At 70.2% G+C, this 16,189-nt stretch carries 18 protein-coding genes; 5 read left to right on the top strand and 13 right to left on the bottom strand.

Annotated features, from left to right (window positions below):
* The 9 genes from GKQ77_RS13500 to GKQ77_RS13540 form a co-directional block, all read right to left on the bottom strand.
* A partial coding sequence (locus GKQ77_RS13500; protein ID WP_258021273.1) for an LLM class flavin-dependent oxidoreductase occupies positions 1-484 on the bottom strand: 484 nt, incomplete at its 3' end.
* 28 nt (positions 485-512) lie between these two features.
* The gene (locus tag GKQ77_RS13505) at positions 513-1,106 is read right to left on the bottom strand and encodes a histidine phosphatase family protein (protein WP_219688966.1); all 594 of its coding nucleotides are present in this window, start codon (positions 1,104-1,106) and stop codon (positions 513-515) included.
* Between the two features lie 140 nt (positions 1,107-1,246).
* Complete coding sequence (locus tag GKQ77_RS13510; RefSeq protein ID WP_219688967.1) at positions 1,247-2,035, bottom strand: hypothetical protein; 789 nt, start codon at positions 2,033-2,035, stop codon at positions 1,247-1,249.
* Positions 2,035-3,336, bottom strand: coding sequence for a VWA domain-containing protein (locus GKQ77_RS13515; RefSeq protein WP_219688968.1), 1,302 nt, complete (start codon positions 3,334-3,336; stop codon positions 2,035-2,037). Before GKQ77_RS13515 ends, GKQ77_RS13510 begins: the two co-directional genes overlap by 1 nt.
* Positions 3,337-3,405: 69 nt before the next feature.
* Complete coding sequence (locus tag GKQ77_RS13520) at positions 3,406-4,155, bottom strand: dienelactone hydrolase family protein (protein ID WP_219688969.1); 750 nt, start codon at positions 4,153-4,155, stop codon at positions 3,406-3,408.
* A gap of 114 nt (positions 4,156-4,269) precedes the next feature.
* Complete coding sequence (locus GKQ77_RS13525; protein ID WP_219688970.1) at positions 4,270-5,274, bottom strand: HEAT repeat domain-containing protein; 1,005 nt, start codon at positions 5,272-5,274, stop codon at positions 4,270-4,272.
* A 49-nt stretch (positions 5,275-5,323) separates the two neighbouring features.
* Complete coding sequence (locus GKQ77_RS13530) at positions 5,324-6,028, bottom strand: HEAT repeat domain-containing protein (protein ID WP_219688971.1); 705 nt, start codon at positions 6,026-6,028, stop codon at positions 5,324-5,326.
* A 73-nt stretch (positions 6,029-6,101) separates the two neighbouring features.
* Positions 6,102-6,704, bottom strand: coding sequence for a cysteine peptidase family C39 domain-containing protein (locus tag GKQ77_RS13535; protein ID WP_219688972.1), 603 nt, complete (start codon positions 6,702-6,704; stop codon positions 6,102-6,104).
* A gap of 1 nt (position 6,705) precedes the next feature.
* Positions 6,706-7,917 carry a pyridoxal phosphate-dependent aminotransferase gene (locus GKQ77_RS13540; RefSeq protein WP_219688973.1) on the bottom strand — a complete coding sequence of 404 codons (1,212 nt, stop codon included), beginning with the start codon at positions 7,915-7,917 and terminating at the stop codon, positions 6,706-6,708.
* An 84-nt stretch (positions 7,918-8,001) separates the two neighbouring features.
* Between GKQ77_RS13540 and GKQ77_RS13545 the strand changes: the two genes are divergently transcribed.
* Positions 8,002-8,634 carry a winged helix-turn-helix transcriptional regulator gene (locus GKQ77_RS13545; RefSeq protein WP_219688974.1) on the top strand — a complete coding sequence of 211 codons (633 nt, stop codon included), beginning with the start codon at positions 8,002-8,004 and terminating at the stop codon, positions 8,632-8,634.
* Positions 8,635-8,800: 166 nt separating this feature from the next.
* A complete protein-coding gene (locus tag GKQ77_RS13550) occupies positions 8,801-9,598 on the top strand; it encodes a class I SAM-dependent methyltransferase (protein ID WP_219688975.1) in 798 nt (265 codons plus the stop codon).
* A 30-nt stretch (positions 9,599-9,628) separates the two neighbouring features.
* Here GKQ77_RS13550 and GKQ77_RS13555 read toward each other — a convergent pair whose 3' ends face one another.
* The 4 genes from GKQ77_RS13555 to GKQ77_RS13570 all read right to left on the bottom strand — a co-directional run bounded on the left by GKQ77_RS13555 (position 9,629) and on the right by GKQ77_RS13570 (position 13,632).
* Positions 9,629-10,588: an LLM class flavin-dependent oxidoreductase gene (locus GKQ77_RS13555; RefSeq protein ID WP_219688976.1), complete on the bottom strand. Its 960-nt coding sequence runs from the start codon at positions 10,586-10,588 to the stop codon at positions 9,629-9,631.
* A gap of 127 nt (positions 10,589-10,715) precedes the next feature.
* The gene (locus GKQ77_RS13560; protein ID WP_219688977.1) at positions 10,716-12,341 is read right to left on the bottom strand and encodes a hypothetical protein; all 1,626 of its coding nucleotides are present in this window, start codon (positions 12,339-12,341) and stop codon (positions 10,716-10,718) included.
* A gap of 69 nt (positions 12,342-12,410) precedes the next feature.
* Positions 12,411-13,073, bottom strand: a complete 663-nt coding sequence (locus tag GKQ77_RS13565) for a hypothetical protein (protein ID WP_219688978.1) — start codon at positions 13,071-13,073, stop codon at positions 12,411-12,413.
* 106 nt (positions 13,074-13,179) lie between these two features.
* Positions 13,180-13,632, bottom strand: a complete 453-nt coding sequence (locus GKQ77_RS13570) for a hypothetical protein (protein ID WP_219688979.1) — start codon at positions 13,630-13,632, stop codon at positions 13,180-13,182.
* 259 nt (positions 13,633-13,891) lie between these two features.
* Between GKQ77_RS13570 and GKQ77_RS13575 the strand changes: the two genes are divergently transcribed.
* From GKQ77_RS13575 to GKQ77_RS13585, 3 genes are all read left to right on the top strand, one after another.
* Positions 13,892-14,176: a hypothetical protein gene (locus GKQ77_RS13575; protein WP_219688980.1), complete on the top strand. Its 285-nt coding sequence runs from the start codon at positions 13,892-13,894 to the stop codon at positions 14,174-14,176.
* 261 nt (positions 14,177-14,437) lie between these two features.
* Complete coding sequence (locus tag GKQ77_RS13580; RefSeq protein WP_219688981.1) at positions 14,438-15,550, top strand: hypothetical protein; 1,113 nt, start codon at positions 14,438-14,440, stop codon at positions 15,548-15,550.
* A 262-nt stretch (positions 15,551-15,812) separates the two neighbouring features.
* The coding region (locus tag GKQ77_RS13585) for a hypothetical protein (RefSeq protein ID WP_219688982.1) at positions 15,813-16,189 on the top strand (377 nt) is incomplete at its 3' end.

Consider the following 16,189-nt stretch of genomic DNA (forward strand, 5'->3'; position numbering starts at 1 on the left):
ACGACACATACGTGCCCCGGAACGACGTCGGGTCCTCGCGCCACGCGGCACGGATCGCCGTGAGGTACTCGTCGGTGATCGCGCCCCGCTCGTGGAAGGGGACGCCGAGCGCCGCGTACTCGGCGGCGGACCAGCCGACGCCCGCGCCGAGGATGAACCCGGCGGGGTTGAGCCGGTCAAGGTTGGCGGCGAGCCGCGCGGTCTGCAACGGGTGCCGGTAGGGGATCACCGTGATCGTGGTGCCGAGCCGCAGCCCGGGCACGCGCCCCGCCAGATGCGCGGCGAGCACGAACTGGTCGTAGAACGGCGCCGGGTAGACCTCGTGGACGTCGGGCGTCACCGCGATGTGGTCGGAGATCATCGCGAACTCGAAGCCGAGTTCACGGGCGTCGGCCGCCTGCCGCACCAGGGATTCGGGGGTCGTGCCGGAACCGAAGTTGAGGAGATTCACGCCGTATCGCATACCGGCAGTCTTGGTGATCAAGAGTGCGGGTGTCGAGTCCCGGCGCCCGCTACGGCCGCAGGTTCCAGCTCGCCACGACCGGGCGCCCGTGCTCCGTGCTCAGCCGGCTGATCGTGCCCGTGGCCATGAGGAACATCGAGCCGCCCGACGCGGGCAGACCGAGCCGCCGGGCCGTGAGGACGCGCAGGAAGTGACTGTGGGCGAAGAGGACCACGCTGCCCTCGTTGTTGGCCAGCGCCGCGTCCACCTTGGCCAGCATCCGGTCGGCGCGCTCACCGACCTGCTCCGGGCTCTCGCCGGGGTGCTCCGGCGGACCGGCGGCGACGCCGTCGGTGAAGAGGTACCAGTCGGGCCGGGTGCGGTGGATCTCGACGGTCGTCACGCCCTCGTACGCGCCGTAGTCCCACTCGCGCAGATCCGGGTCGACGTACGCGTCCGGGAACCCGGCCAGCTCCGCGGTCTCCCGCGAGCGCCGCAGCGGACTCGTGAACGCCGCGCCGATCCGGAACCCGCCGACGAGCGGGGCCAGCGAACGGGCCTGCTCCCTGCCGTTGTCCGTGAGGGGGATATCCGTCCAGCTGGTGTGCTGCCCGGTGAGGGCCCACGACGTCTCGCCGTGCCGGACGAGGAGCAGATCGCCCATGGTCGCGCCATTCCTGTTCTTCCGGTGGCGACCGGATCTCTCGGGTCGTGACCGGATGGTCCCGGTGGTGGCCGTACCGGGCGGTACGGCCACCACCGAGACTGCCACGCCCGCCACGTCGCACGCGTGGCGGGGCGCGCCTACAGCCCCTGCGCCGCCCGCGCGGGGCGGCCCGAGCCGCGGGTCAGGGCGTATCCGCCGACGCCCGCGAGCGCCGCGAGGACACCGCCGCCCGCCGTCCACAGCCAGCGCGACGACCACCAGCCGGAGGCCCAGCCGTCCTCGGGCTCGGTCGCGGCGGCCGGCCGCTGCCGGTCCGAGCCCGCGCCCGGCACCAGCGGCTCCCCGAGCACCCCGTCGACGGCCTGCGCGCCGCCCGCGTCGGTCGTGGTGACCTTCGCGTCGGCCCGCACCGGCAGCCCGAGGTCGTCGGCCTTCAGATCGGTGACGGTGAGCCGCAGATAGTAGGTACCGGGCAGCGGATCGTTCGCCCACTGCTCCGACCAGGCCCTGACGGTACGCAGTGTGCAGGAGAGCGAGACCGAACCGGCCTCCCGCGCGGCCGTCCGCTTCGGCGTGCCGAGGCGGCAGGCCTGGCGGCGCCGCAGACCGTCGTACACGTCGACCTGCCAGGTGGAAGCGGCGTGTCGCGCCGCCGCGTCCGGGAGCTTCACCGTGGCGTGCACGGTGGCCCGCTGCCCGGCGTCCACGGGGAACGCCCAGTACAGGTAGTCGCCCGTGGACGCCTCCGCGGTGGCCTCCTGGCCGGGGCGGATCGCGGTGGCGGTGCGGAAGGAGGTGCCCGCCTCGGACGGGGCTCCGCCGTCCTCGGCGTCCTTGCCGTCATCGGCGGCGGCGACCCCGGGGAAGGCCAGCAGGGCGGTGGCGGCCAGCACGGCCACCCAGCCCATCACACGTGTCGTACGCATCAGTTGGTCCTCCAGACCGCGAAACGCCAGCGCGAGAGCCAGCCCCAGACCAGACCGGCCAGGAAACCCACGAGGACGAGCAGACCGAGCAGCCACCAGCCGTGGCCGAGCCCGAAGGCGGCGACGTCCGAGGCCTCGTCGGGGGAGTCGACCAGGTCGACGGCCAGCTCGACCGGCATTCCCGGCGTCTTCTTCACCGAGGCGGGCGCGGAGAAGGAGTTGCTGACGCGCAGACAGACCGTCTCGGTGGCCCCGTACTTGTCCTTTTCGGACATGTCGTCCGCTTCCGGCCTCGGATAGCGCAGACCCGTCGAGATCACGTCCGTACGGCCGTCGCCCGACTCCTGGCCGCGTACGATCTCGCGGCCGCCCGGCGTCTCGGCCCGCAGCAGCACGCCGTAGTCCTGGTGGACGGCACGGTCCGCCGACACGCTCACGGAGGCGCGCAGCTCCTTGCCCTCGGGGACGTCCACGCGGTACCAGCGGTGCTCGCCGAACTCCTCGCGGTCGGTGTAGAGGCCGGACTTCAGCCGGGGCGCGTCGGTGCACTCCGCCGCGCCCTTCGCCTCCACCGGGGTGACGACCGGGTCGGCGGCGCGGTCCACCAACTGCTTGACGCGACCGGCCAGTTCGTCGGTGTGGCGGATCGAGGTGTACGTCCCGCCGGTGGCCTCCGCGATGCAGCTCAGCTGGTCGCGGGTCTTGGCGTCCGGCACCAGGCCCAGGGTGTCGATGGTGAGGTGGATGCCCTTGGCGGAGATCTCCCGGGCCACCACGCACGGGTCGAGCGGCCGGCAGGTGTCCTCGCCGTCGGATATCAGCACGATGCGGCGGCTGCGCCCGGCCGTGTCGTCCGTCAGGTCGTCGGCGGCCTTGAGCAGCGTCGGGCCGATCGGGGTCCAGCCGGTCGGCGCGAGGGTCGCCACGGCGGTCTTCGCGTCGGTGCGGCCCGCCTTGTCGAGCCGCTCCACGGGGTAGAGCAGCTCGGTGTCCTTGCAGCCCGTTTTGCGGTCGTCACCGCGGTAGTTGGCGCCGAGGGTGCGGATGCCGAGCGCGACCTCGTCCGGGGTGGCGTCAAGGACCTCGTTGAACGCCTGCTTGGCGGCGGCCATCCGGGACTTTCCGTCGATGTCGCGGGCCCGCATGGAACCGCTGACATCGAGGACCAGCTCGACCTTGGGAGAGGGCTGCGCCGGTTCGTCGTCGTCATCGGCGGCTGCGGGGCCCGCCGTGACGAGCCCGGCGGTCAGGGCGGCGAGCAGGGCGATGACCCAGGCCGCCGGCCGTTGTCTAGTGATCATCGCCGGATCTTATTGATCTTGGCGCGGATCCCCCAAAACGGCCCCGGGCCGGGCCCGGCGATCGGCGCCTCAGCCGTCCTTCAGGGCGCGGTCGAGAAGCGGAAGGAGACGGTCCCAGTGGCACTGGAGCGCGGCGGCGCTGAAGGCGTCGGTGTCTGCCATCGTGAAGCCGTGCAGGGTGTCGGGGTAGATCTCCACGGTGTAGGCGACGCCCGCCGCGTCCAGGGACTGCTTCACCTCGCCGATGGCCTCGGACGTCAAATCGTGCTCGGCGAGGCCGAGATGGACCTCGGCGGAGAGTTCGGGGATGAGCCGGTGCGGGCTGTCGGGCGCGTCGGTGACCAGGAAGCCGGGGTGGAATCCGGCGACGGCGGCCACCTTCTGGGGGTGGGCCGTCGCGGTGCGCATGGCAAGCGCGGCCCCCAGGCAGTAGCCGGTGGTGCCGACAGGACCGCCGCTGACCTCGGGCTGGGCGGTGAGGAAACCGAGGTAGGCCTCGGCGTCGCGCAGGATCCGCTCGGTGGTGTGCGCCTCGACCAGGGGCATGGCCTGGGCGAAGACCGCGGGCCTGGCCTCTTCCCCGATGTGCTCGGGCAGGTCGAAGACCGGAGCGGGGCCGTGTCGGTAGTACAGGTTGGGTACGAGTACGTAGTAACCGTGCTCGGCCAGTTCGCGGGCCATCGCCTCAAGGACGGGCCGCACACCGAAGGCGTCCGGGTACATCAGCACTCCGGGGTGGCGGCCGTCCCCGTCGGGGAGGGCGGCGAAGGCGTCGGCCTGGCCGTCGGGTGTGGGTATCTGAACGGTTTTGGTGGGCATGGTGGATCTTCCTTCCCCGGGATCCGGCGATGATACGTGCGGCTTGGCATGCGTCCGGCTTGGCATGCGTCCGGCCTGGCGCTGCGTCCGGCCCCGGCCCCGGGGAGCGATCCGTCATCGCTCGTCGCGTATCCCGAGGATGTACGCCGCGGTGAGCGCGACGCCGCGGTCCTCGTCCCGCGCCAGCTCGGCCAGCGCGCTCGACGCCGTGCTCCCCGGGACGTCGGCGAGCGCCTGCGTCAGCCGCCGCCGTACGGACGGCTCGGCGGCGGCCCGCGCGAGCCGCTCGGCGATCCCGGCGGCGATCCGCTCCGCCTGGGCGGGGCAGCTCGCGAGCGCGCCCAGCGCGTCGGCCGCGTCGACGTCGTTGACCTCCGCCACGACCATGTCGATGAGCGTCGGCACCGCGTCGGCGACCCCGCGCATCCCGAGCGCCAGGGCCGCGTGCCCGCGGAGCACGATGTCCGGGCCCGCGAGGGCGTCCCGCAGCAGCGCGGTCGCCTCCTCGTGCGGAATCTCGACGAGGGCCTGGACGGCACGCTCGCGCACCTCGGCCGCCGGGGAGGCGAGGCCCTTGGCCAGCAGCGCCCATCCGCCGTCGCCCGAGCGTGCCAGGGCCCAGCGCAGGGCCCCGGCGACGTTCGGGTCCGACTCGCTCAGCACCGCCTCGACCAGCGCCTCCACCGGCACCGGGACCTCCTCGGCCGAGGCGAGGGCGGCGCGCTGGCGCTTTCCCGCGCTCTTCGAGCCGAGATCCTGGAGGAGCGCGACGATCTGGAGGACGTCCTGCCAGCCCGCCGGTTCCGCCGCGTCGATCCGGCAGAGCCGGCTCAGCAGCTCCGTCTCGCGTGCGATGCGCTCCCGGGTGCGGCGGACGAGGTCGTCGACGAGTGCCGAGGGGGTGAAGCCGGGATCGTCGAACGCGCGCCCGGCCTCGCGCAGGGAGAGGCCCAGCGACCGCAGGCTCTCGATGTGGAAGATCCGCCGGATGTCGTCCTCGGAGTACTCCCGGTACCCGCCGCCGGTACGGCCCGTCGGCCGCACCAGGCCGAGCGTGTCGTAGTGCCTGAGCATGCGGGCGCTGACCCCGGACAGCCGCGCCACTTCACCGATCAGCACCGGTTGCCACTCCTGGTCGCCCTCATCGCTCCCTCAGCCCTTCAGCCCTTCAGCCCTTTTCGCCCGCGCCGCCGAGTGCGACGACTCGCTTGGCCTCCTCGATCACGCCCTCGAATCCGGCCTCCGGGTCGCGCAGCAGCCGTTCCGTGGCGAGGGCGTGCGCGCGTACGGCAGGCACTGGGCCGATCATCGCAGCGTCGAGCGCCGGCACGATCACCTCGCCGAGCGCGATCAGCGCCCGGCTCAGGCTCAGCTGCGTCTCCCGCCCGCCGCGCCCGAGCTGTGCCGCCAGGGCCGAGGCCAGCTGGCCCTCCTCCCCTTCGGGTACGAGCACGACCGCCGCCCGCCAGGCACTCCGCGCCACCTGGTCATCGGCGTCGGACAGCAGCGCCGGGGTGATCGCGGGCCACGCCCGCCGGTCCCCGATCTTGGACAGGGTATGCAGCGCCTGACTCCGTGCCTGCGCACGCGCCGAGCGGACCTCGCCGAGCAGCGCCGGGACGGTCAGGGCGGCCGGGTGGCGGGTCAGGGCCCAGGTGAGCATCTCCCGTACGTAGAACTCGGGCTCGACCGCGCACCGCTCGACGAGCTTGTCGACGAAGCGCGGGTCAGGGTCCGTGCCGACAGCGAGCGCCGCACGCAGCCGCACCGAGGAGCGCCCGTCCGCCAGCCCTGGAAGGGCTCGCATGCTCGCTGGGACCGCCTCCGCGGCCATGTCCGTGTTCGTGTCCGTGTCCTGTTGTGCCAGGGTCATCGGGACCACCTCCTCGACGCAGTGAAGGCCTTGTCACCGTGTCAAGGTCAAACGAGGGGGCCTGTTCGCGGCCCTACAGCGAGACACCGCGTCCGGCGAAGAACGGCTCGAACGCCTCGGCGGACATCGAGGCGGTCCGCGTCGCCGCGTCGATGCCGGACGGATTGTGGAAGTGCAGCCGCCCGTCGGCCGCGCGGCCGGTGAGCAACACGAGATGGCCGCCGCGCCCCGGCGCGGGGCGGTGCGGGCGGCGGATCTCGAAGTGGACGGAGGCGATGACCTGCCGCCCCTCGTCGAGGAGCGTGCCGATCTCCGCGACGGACAGGTGCCGGTGGACCACGGCGTCGACGCCGTGCGCCTCGCGGGCGTACTCGGCGAACGGGGCGTAGATCATCCCTCGGATCACCCCGTCGGCCTCGGTGTAGGCGCCGTACTTCAGCGCGCCGTCACGCAGGGCGAACAGGGACGGCGCGGACGGACCGAGCGCCATCTGATAACACGTCAGGCCGCACAGGTGGCCGCACCAGCGGGCGTAGTCGTCCAGGGTGGCCGCGCCCGACTCCCGCCACGCCGGGTCCGCGGCGCGGTCGAACCCCTCGTACACGATGGGTCCGACGAGACCGGGCGAGGCGAACTGCGTGCGTACCGGGGCCCGGCAGGTGGTGCAGAGGGGCATGTCACTGACGATAGCCGCTCAGGAAGCGGCCGATGCGGCTGATCGCCGCGTCGAGGTCGTCGGCGTGGGGGAGGGTGAGGATGCGGAAGTGGTCGGGTCGGGGCCAGTTGAAGCCCGTGCCCTGGACCACCTGGATCTTCTCCTGGAGCAGGAGGTCCAGGACGAACTTCTCGTCGTCGTGGATCGGGTGGACCTTCGGGTCCAGTCGCGGGAAGGCGTACAGCGCGCCCTTCGGCTTCACACAGGACACGCCGGGGATCTCGTTCAGCTTCTCCCAGGCCCGGTCCCGCTGCTCGTACAACCGCCCGCCGGGCGCGGTCAGCTCGCGGATCGACTGGCGCCCGCCGAGCGCGGCCTGGATGGCGTACTGCGCCGGGGCGTTGGGACACAGCCGCATGGAGGCGAGCATCGTCAGCCCCTCCAGGTAGTTCTTGGCGTGCTGCTGCGGCCCCGTGACGACCAGCCAGCCCGAGCGGAAACCCGCCACCCGGTACGTCTTGGACAGGCCGCAGAAGGTGAGGACGACGAGGTCGGGGGCGAGGGCGGCGACGCTGTGGTGCACGGCGTCGTCGTACAGGATCTGGTCGTAGATCTCGTCGGCGAAGACCATCAGGCCGTGCCGCCGCGCCAGATCGAGGATGCCCTCCAGGATCTCCTTCGGATAGACCGCGCCCGTCGGGTTGTTGGGGTTGATGATCACGACGGCCTTGGTCCGGTCGGTGATCTTCGCGGCCATGTCGTCGAGGTCGGGGTACCAGTCCGCGGACTCGTCGCACACATAGTGGACGGCCTTGCCCCCGGAGAGGGTGGTGACGGCGGTCCACAGCGGGAAGTCCGGCGCCGGGATGAGGACTTCGTCGCCGTCCTCCAGGAGCGCCTGCACCGCCATCGTGACCAGCTCGGAGACGCCGTTGCCGAGGAAGACGTCGTCCACGGAGACCTCGTCGAGGCCGAGCGCCTGATAGCGCTGGGCGACGGCGCGGCGGGCGGACAGGACGCCGCGCGAATCCGTATAGCCGTGCGCGTTCGGCAGCATCCGGATCATGTCCTGGACGATCTCCTCGGGCGCCTCGAAGCCGAAGAGCGCGGGGTTGCCGGTGTTGAGGCGCAGGACGCTGTGGCCCGCCTCCTCCAGGGCGTTCGCGTGCTCGATGACGGGGCCCCGGATCTCGTAACAGACCTCGCTGAGCTTGCTCGACTGCCGGAACTCCATGCGGTGCGCCTCCCGTGACGTGAGTTACTTGGTTTTACCAAGTCACACCTTGGAAAGTCCAACAACCTGTCTAGACTGCGTCACATGTCACCTCGCCGAAGCTACGACCAGTACTGCGCGGCGGCCCGGGCCCTGGACGCCGTGGGCGACCGCTGGACCCTCTTGGTCGTCAGGGAACTGCTGGTCGGCCCCCGCCGCTACACCGACCTGCACGCCGACCTGCCCGGCGTCAGCACGGACGTCCTCGCCTCGCGCCTGAAGGACATGGAGCAGCAGGGCCTGACCACGCGCCGCCGACTGCCCCCGCCCGCGGCGGCGTACGTCTATGAACTCACCGCGCGGGGGCGGGAGTTGCTGCCGGTCCTGGAGGCGCTGGCCGCCTGGGGCGCGCACGGCCTCGACGAGCGCAGGCCCACCGACGCGGTCCGCGCGCACTGGTTCGCGCTCCCGCTGCTGCGGAGCCTCGCGCGGACCGGCGCCGAGGGCGTGGTGGAGGTGCGGCTCGACGAGGGCAGCTTCCACGTACGCCTCGGGGCGGGACCGGAAACGTACGGAGACGGCCCCGCGCCGACCACCCCCGACGCCGGCCTCACGCTGGACGCGGCCACGTGCGTGGCGGTGAGCAGGGGCGAACTCACCGTCGGCGAGGGCGTACGGGAAGGCCGCATCGAGGTCTGCGGCGAGGGAGTCCTCGCGAAGGCGCTGCGCGCGTCGTGACCGGCCCCGTGCCCCTGCCGTGGTTCCTGCCCCAAAGGAGTGAAGGCGTGCCCACCACAGGGTGCGTTCCGAGAGGCGGGGGTAAGGCCTCGTAGGCGGTGGCCGCGCGCGGGCGAGACGCGAGGCAGAGCCGCTGCGCGAGTGCGACCTTGCGAGAGGATCCAGGATGGGGCACAGGACGGGGCAGCGGAACAGTGGCGCGGGCAAGGACCTGCGGTCGGACGAGGACGCCTACCGTGACGCGTTCAATCTGTTCCTCGCCGGGACCGATCAGAAGGCTCGTACGCACGACTACGTCAGCCAGGTGATCGGCCAACTCCCCGCCCGGCAGCTGTTCTTGGACGTGGGGCCCGGCGAAGGCACCATGACCTGCGGCATCGCACCACACTTCGAGCACACGGTGTGCATCGAGCCGAACCGTGCCATGCGCCGTGCGCTCGCCCTTGCCTGTCCTGACGCTCGGGTGCTGGCCGAACCGGTGCTCCAGGCCGCCCCCGGCGTCACCGCCGACCTGGCCCTGCTCTCCCACGTGCTGTACTACGTTCCCCGCCCGCAGTGGACGGCCACCGTGCTGCGCGTCATGGAATGGATCGCGCCCGGCGGTCTGCTTCTGGTGCTGCTGGAACACCCGGACAGCACCTGCATGCGGATGGTGGAGCACTTCACCGGCAGCCGCTTCGACTTGAGCGCACTGGCCGGCGAACTCGCCTCCGCCCCGCCCGGCCTGATCGGCGACATCCGGCTGGACACGGTCTCCGCCCGTTACCGCACCATGGAACTGGACGAAGCCGTGGCCGTCGCCGGTTTCCATCTCAGCGTTCCCTCGACCGTGTCCGGCGGTGGCGTACCTCCGGCGCGCGAGACCTTGGACGACTACGTCCGCCGCCACTTCCGTGACCGCGACGGCGGCTACACCATCGGCAACGACCAGCACGTACTGCACATCGAACGCCATCGGCCCTGAGACGTACCCCGACAGCCGTGTTCATGGTGTTCATGGTGCGCCCACTCCCTCGGAACGCTTGCGCAGGGCGGGGGCGACATCGTGGATGAACGCCTCGTAGGAGCTTTTCCGGTAGTCGCCAGGGCAGCCGGTCGCGATATGGAAGCGCTCGATGCCGATGTCCGCGAGTTCGAGCATGCGGTCCCGACAGTAGGAGGCCGGTCCCAGGATGGCGAAGGAATCCAGGAACCGAGGGGTCAGTTCCGTAGCGCGGTGATGTGAGAAACGAGCGAACTTGGCGATGCCGTCAGCGGCCGTCATACGCGCCCGATCGGTGTCCTCGTCGACGACGACATGGATGAAGGCGGCCAGCCGCACATCGGGCCGAGCCTCCCGGGCGATCTTGGCCGCCTCGCGCAGACGATCGGGGTCCGCCCCCACGGACAGCGCGGTCACCTCGGCCGTCAAGGCCGCGGCCCGAATGGTTCGCGGGCCGGAGGCGACAAGGAACACCTCGGGCTCCGAACCTTCGGGGACACGGTCGAGCCACGCCAGGCGGCTGTCGTCGGGAAGGGGCACCAGCCGGTCCTGAAAGACCTGCGGCGCCCCGCGGCGTGCGGTGGCCGCGGGTACATGTCCGCCTCGGAGGTAGGTCCGCACGGCCCTTGTGTAGGACAAGAGCTGGGGGAGCGGAACGGGGGCGAGGCCGAGCCGGCTGAGGGAGCTGTCGCCCCGGCCGATGCCGAGGGCCACACGCCGCCCGGACTCGATGTGCGCGGACATGGCGGCGGCGGCGGTCACGGCGGGGTGCCGTGTCCAGGGGTTGGTGACGCCAATGCCCAGACCGATGCGGCTGGTCATCAAGGCCGCGGCGGTCAGCGCGACATAGGCGTCTCCCATGAGGCACTGGGAGTCCCCGAAGGTGACTCCGTCCCAGCCGGCCGCTTCCAGCTCCGGGGCCTCATGTACACCGGGCGTCGATTGCACCGTCGCCCACAGCTGAGGGTTCATCTCGATCACCTGGTCCGTGCGTCCGTGCGTCCGTGCGTGCGTAGGTGGGTCACCCGGCGCCCGGGCACGTGTTCGTGGAGCCGGGCGCCGGGGTGGTGGGTGTTTCCTGGTGATGGCAGCCGGGTCACTACTTCTTGGCGGGCGGCACGTTCCGGTTGCCGACAGCCGTCCCCGGAGTGAGGGACTCGTCCTCCACGTCCGTGTCCTTCGGGTCGTAGGGCACCACCGGCTCCTCGGCCGGGGTGTAGGGCAGCGGCCGGTGGGTCTTGCAGCGCTCGATCTCGGTGGGCGAGAGGGTGCCGTGGCGCTGGAAGACGCGGTCGGAGGTGATGCGGGAGGGGCCGTCGTAGGTGATGAACTGCCGGTGGACTACCGGCTCTTCCGTTGACGCCGACGTCGTGGCCTTGGAGGTGACGGTGTAGTGGCCGTCGACACGCTCGCGGGCGGCGGACACCTCCACCCAGCTCGCGTGGTTCTTGGGGGTGACGACGTCGATCTCGCGTTCCGCCGCCCGCGACCACTGCCACGGCTGGTCGCGAACCTTCTCGTAGGCCGCCGCGAAGTGCACGGCCGCCTTTCCGGCCGTTGCCTGATTGGTGTCTGCCGTGACGCCTGATTCCTTGGAGGGCGCGGCGTGCGAGACGTCATGGCTCAGGTCGTCACCGGTCAGCCCGGCGTGCGAACCGGAGTCCAGGAACTGTGTGTTCGCCGCCTGGGTGGCGCTGTCGAAGGAGCGCTCGCGGTAGACGACCTTCCTCTTGTCCCGCAGGGCCGCCGAGGCGCTGTTCTCACCGAACGTGCAGTTCTCGTAGACCTCGCCGACCGGCCTCGGGCGGTCGTAGTAGCCGTAGGAGTACCGCTGGTTGAGGGTGAACTTGCAGTTGCCGCCGGTGTCGGCCCCGCACTTCTCGAGTGCTTCGACGGCGCTCGCGGAAGGGTCGTTGCCCTGGAAAGATTTGGCGGGCGGCAGCTCGGTCTTGCGCCGGCTCTTGTCGACCTGAATGGGGCGCTGGCGCGCCGACACCGCGGCGATCATGGGGTGACACGCCACCCCCACCGCTGTCGTGTTCTTCTCGCTGATCCGCACGTCGGGCAGGGCGAAGGCCACTTCGGGGTGGTCGTTCTCGGCGGTGAACACGTGGGTGACCGTCTGCCAGTTGGCTCTTCCCACATCGGTCTTCTTCCCGGCCGCTTCCTTGGCCACGTAAGCCGGTTCGTCCACCGGCTTGTCCCACGCGACCTTGCGGTCGATGCGCATCTGCAGCCGGAGCTTCTTCCGCTGCGGGTCCTGTCCCGCAGGGGTCGCCGGGCAGGCCCCGTCGATCGTGGGCGAGTAGTCGAATCGCACGGTCACTCGGGACCCCTTGCGCACATCCCACAGCCGCGTCTTCAGATGCTTGTCCTTCTCGAGGTCCGTGCCGTCGGCGGTGAGCAGTGCGTCGACCCGCACGGCCTGCTTGTTGTCGCTGCGGCCCGCTCGGTCCGCACCGGCCGCGACGATCACACCGGCTGCGGTATTCGCCTCGGACGCACCCCAGTACCACGGCTTCGTCTCCGTACTTCCGTAGATCTGCTCCCAGCTGGTAGTGCTGGTGCGCTTGACCTGGGGCTGACTGAAGGACCCATTGACGACCGGGACCGGCACTTCCTTCTCTTCCAGCTGCGGCGGCGTCGGCTCCGCGGTCGCCGCGACGGCCGTTGCCGGCAGACAGGCCATCACCACGCCGACCGCCAGGAGCACACGACGGCTCATTCTCTTTCTCACGTCTCTCTCGCTTTCATCCACTGCGTGCACGAATTGATTTCGGGTCCTACGTGACGGTCAGCAGAACCTCCCCTTCGGCTCAAAACGAGTGACGTCGGGCGGGACGTTCGCCAGCAGTGACAGGGGGATGGAGCAGACGTCCGACACCCCTGCGCTGAACGGAACGTCCCGCTCCTTCTGGCCTTCCTGGAAGCCCGTCACCTTGGACTGCAAGCTGTCCTGGAAGGACTTCTGGTGGGTGTGCGCCCCCTGGATTCCGGCCACTTGGTCCATGCACGTCGAGATGTGCGGTTCGCCCGCGGCGCGGGGAGGAGTGGAGGAGTCCGAGCGCGGCGGCTGGTCGGCCGTCGTGCCGTCCCCGGCCGGCCGTGCGGGCGACGGTGATGCCGTCGCGGCGGGCGGGCATGCCTTGAGGCGTTCCTCGACCCCGCTCTTCATCTGGCAGGCGGGCGACTGCGGTTGACCGCCTGTGCCGGAGTCGCACGGGTTCTTCTTTGCCACCGCGGGCTGGCTCACCGTGGGAGTGGCCGCCGGTTCCGCCTCTGCCTTGATCGGTGACGGGGCGACGGAGTAGGTGGGGGAAGCCGATGCGCTTGCCGCAGTGTCCCCGGGTACCGGGTCCACCGCCTGGGAGTTGGGTGCCGCCACCGCCGACGCGCCGAGGAGTCCGGCTGTCAGCATGACGGGAGCGACGATCGCAGCGAGTTTGCGGGTGTCCACGTTTTTCTCCTTTTCGGTTGTGCGAAAACAGCTCTGAGCCGAATGCGTGCATGCGCGTAGGCGCAACGGAACTACGCGACAAGCGGGTCCCGTTGGCCGGGCGCGCCTAAGGCGCTGACCACAGCAGGTTGGGGCCGCTGACGATGCGCATCGTGGAGTCGTCGCAGATTTCGAGGGCCGCGTCCTTGTACTTCTCGTGACCGGACTGCGATTTCCACACTGGGAGGAGACCGTCGATGACGTTCCCGTAGTAGGTCGTCAGCTCGCCCTGCGCGGTGAGTTCGGCGTAACCGTCCTGGTCCGAGTCGGCCTGTGTCTTCGTGCTGAACACCGTCTTGCCGTCAGGGCCTTTGAGAACAAGGGAGTTGTCGTCCGTCAGGGTGAGCGCCACCTGTCCGTTCGGCGAATACCAGGACTTGTTCTCTTCTTCGATCTTCAGGGGTGCCTTGTGGGTGGCGCAGGCGGGAACGGGCGCCTTTTCCGCCGCGTCCGCCTGGGCGGCCGACGGCAGGGTGGAGGCGAGGACTAGGCCGAGTATGAGGGCAGCGCGAAGGCGCATGGGTCGCTCCTTGGTCGAGTGAACGGCGGGCAGATGCCCGGGCCTTGACCTCATTTAGCGCCGACTTTCAAGAAGGCGCATCCGCAAGCGACTTGGGCGGACGTCGAATAACCCGTACGGACCGCAGAGTTGGCGGCGCTTCAGAGCGCGGGGGACGCTCACTGCGAAAACGTTCCTTCCCTTGCGGGGCAACCTACGGAGACGATCGCTTGTCGCCCGTTTGCCCTGCCCCGCGCAACTCCCGAAAGGAGCAACGCGAATGCGTGCCTTTTTCGCAGTCATCGCCTCCGTGGCACTTGCCTCGGCGGCCCTCACCGGTGAGGCCGTCGCGGCGTCGCAGGCTCGGCCGGACGCCCCTCCCCACAGCGTGATCGTCATGGAACCGTGCAACCCGACGAGCGTCAGGCGTGGCGTGTCCGAGGGTGAAGCTCTCTGGTACTTCGACCGAGGTGAGGACATGTGCGTCCTCGCGGATACGACGGTTCCGTCGGACCCGAACGAGCACTGGGACAACTACGGCGAGTGCTGGGACAGGTGCGGCTGAAGTGACGTGCGGGGCCGGGCTGTTGCGGCCCGGCCCTCGCAGACTCACACCAATGCCCCAAAAAATCGGGCAACCGACCCTTACAGGTGCGAAGCACAACAGACCGTGCCTAAGGTGCTGTTGGTCAAGGACCACTGCGACAGGAGTCTCCGGTGACGGAGTCTCCGGTGACGGGATTCGCGCCGGTTCGCCCGTGTGGTCCGCCCCCTCCCCGTACTACCTCTGGAGACCCCTGTGTCTACATCAATCCGGGACACCCCTGTGTCCACATCGAACCCACACACGGCCCGCTCGGCCCGCCGTGGCCTCGTCCTCGCGGCACTCGCCTGCCTGAGCCTCGCCATGCCGGCCCCGCCGGCCCACGCGGGCCCCGTCAGCAGTGACTCCGTGGAACTGCCGCCGCTGCCCGAGGCCCGTGCCTACGACGGCAAGCGCAAGCCGATCAAGGACTACCGAAAGGTCCTCCAGGAATGCCAGACGCCACAGGGCAAGCCGTCGCCGTGCGTCTTCGAGCTGAAGGAGAAGAAGGAGTACAACACCGCCGTGGTGTCGGTGGGCAACGCGGTGGAGAACTGCACCGACGACCCGATCATCGTCACCAAGGAGGCAGAACTGACCTCGTCCTCCACCGACAACATCGGTGGGGAGATCTCCGGCACCGCCCTGTTCGAGGGCACCATCAACAACACGGCCTCGGTCACCATGGACGACACCGTCCAGATGACCGGTTCGGCGACCAAGCAGAACGCGACCGAATCCACGCACCAGACATGGTCGCCGCACAGTTCCAAGGCCCAGTCGTCCAGCACGAGCAAGGCCAGTTCGCAGTACAGCGCGACAGCCACGGGCCAGAACACCGCGCACGTCGGCGTCACGGACTCCGTGCTCGTGGGAGCGCGCGCCAGTTTCACCGCTGCGTTCCGCGCGACGTTCTCCAAATCCTGGACGAAGACCGCGACCGAGACCATGACGCACAAGTTCGAGGTCCGCCCCGGCCGGACGCTCCAGTTCGGCGCCGCCTTCGCCATGGCGACCATCACCGGCGACATGGTGAACAAGGAGAACGGCAAGAAGCTGGAGAACTTCTCCATGCACACGCCCTCCACGGCGAACTCGAGCAGATTGATCGCCCAGGCGTTCAACTCGCAGAGCTGCCCGGACCTCGCACAGCAAAAGGGCAACAAGAACAGTGAGCAGGGGGAGCACAGCAACGAGCAGAAGGGCAGCGGCAAGGGCAAGGACAAGGACAAGGACAAGGGCGGATCCTCGAATTCGGATCGAGCCCTGAAGCCCGGTCAGAAGGCCGAAGCCCAGCAGAGTCTCATCCCGGGCCGGCAGCCCGTGGAGACCTGGCAGGTACCCCTGCACCGATGACCGGCAACGCGGGGCAGACCCCGGAAGGGGCGCGGCGTATCGCCCAAGTCCCGAAACCACCAAGCCGCTTGCGGCACACGCTGGCCGAGTGCGTATGGGTGCGCCGCCCCAGCAGGGTTGCACACAGGGCGAGTTGAGAGCCCAACCGCTCAAGTACCCGCCCATTCAGCCGCGCTGAAGATGTGCTCGGCCTGACCGCGAGCAATGCTCACCTCACGGACAAATCCGTCCGTGAGAAACCAGTGAACCCAGAGGAGATGCCATGCGAGCATCCGCTGTACTGACCGCTGTCGGCCTGGCCACCGCCGGCCTGCTGGCGGCCACACCCGTCACCGCGACCGCCACCACCGCCACCACCGCGACCGCCGCAACCTCCGCCGCGGCCGCACCCGCCGCGGCGTCCCCGCACTCCGAAGGCCCCGCACTGATGCTGATCTCGCAGGAGACGGCGGAGTGCATCGGCCTGCCCGAGACCACCGCCGTCGACCGGGGCGTCCGCGGCCTGGCCCTGGTCCGCCTCGGCGACATCCCGGTCAATGCCCCCCGGCACGTCGTCGCCGAGTGCATGGATGAGGCGGCCGAGGACACCGACAACCCCATCCACGAGCTGGCCCGCAAGCACGGCGATCTGCTGGGGCT

The sequence above is a fragment of the Streptomyces anatolicus genome, from assembly GCF_019400875.1.
Classification (GTDB): Bacteria; Actinomycetota; Actinomycetes; order Streptomycetales; family Streptomycetaceae; genus Streptomyces; species Streptomyces anatolicus.

Bases quoted from the DNA above. Each gene is read 5' to 3' on its own strand.
- GKQ77_RS13505 (WP_219688966.1), bottom strand. From the start codon at position 1,106: ATGGGCGATCTGCTCCTCGTCCGGCACGGCGAGACGTCGTGGGCCCTC.
- GKQ77_RS13510 (WP_219688967.1), bottom strand. From the start codon at position 2,035: ATGCGTACGACACGTGTGATGGGCTGGGTGGCCGTGCTGGCCGCCACC.
- GKQ77_RS13515 (WP_219688968.1), bottom strand. From the start codon at position 3,336: ATGATCACTAGACAACGGCCGGCGGCCTGGGTCATCGCCCTGCTCGCC.
- GKQ77_RS13520 (WP_219688969.1), bottom strand. From the start codon at position 4,155: ATGCCCACCAAAACCGTTCAGATACCCACACCCGACGGCCAGGCCGAC.
- GKQ77_RS13530 (WP_219688971.1), bottom strand. From the start codon at position 6,028: ATGACCCTGGCACAACAGGACACGGACACGAACACGGACATGGCCGCG.
- GKQ77_RS13535 (WP_219688972.1), bottom strand. From the start codon at position 6,704: ATGCCCCTCTGCACCACCTGCCGGGCCCCGGTACGCACGCAGTTCGCC.
- GKQ77_RS13540 (WP_219688973.1), bottom strand. From the start codon at position 7,917: ATGGAGTTCCGGCAGTCGAGCAAGCTCAGCGAGGTCTGTTACGAGATC.
- GKQ77_RS13545 (WP_219688974.1), top strand. From the start codon at position 8,002: ATGTCACCTCGCCGAAGCTACGACCAGTACTGCGCGGCGGCCCGGGCC.
- GKQ77_RS13550 (WP_219688975.1), top strand. From the start codon at position 8,801: ATGGGGCACAGGACGGGGCAGCGGAACAGTGGCGCGGGCAAGGACCTG.
- GKQ77_RS13555 (WP_219688976.1), bottom strand. From the start codon at position 10,588: ATGAACCCTCAGCTGTGGGCGACGGTGCAATCGACGCCCGGTGTACAT.
- GKQ77_RS13560 (WP_219688977.1), bottom strand. From the start codon at position 12,341: ATGAGCCGTCGTGTGCTCCTGGCGGTCGGCGTGGTGATGGCCTGTCTG.
- GKQ77_RS13570 (WP_219688979.1), bottom strand. From the start codon at position 13,632: ATGCGCCTTCGCGCTGCCCTCATACTCGGCCTAGTCCTCGCCTCCACC.
- GKQ77_RS13575 (WP_219688980.1), top strand. From the start codon at position 13,892: ATGCGTGCCTTTTTCGCAGTCATCGCCTCCGTGGCACTTGCCTCGGCG.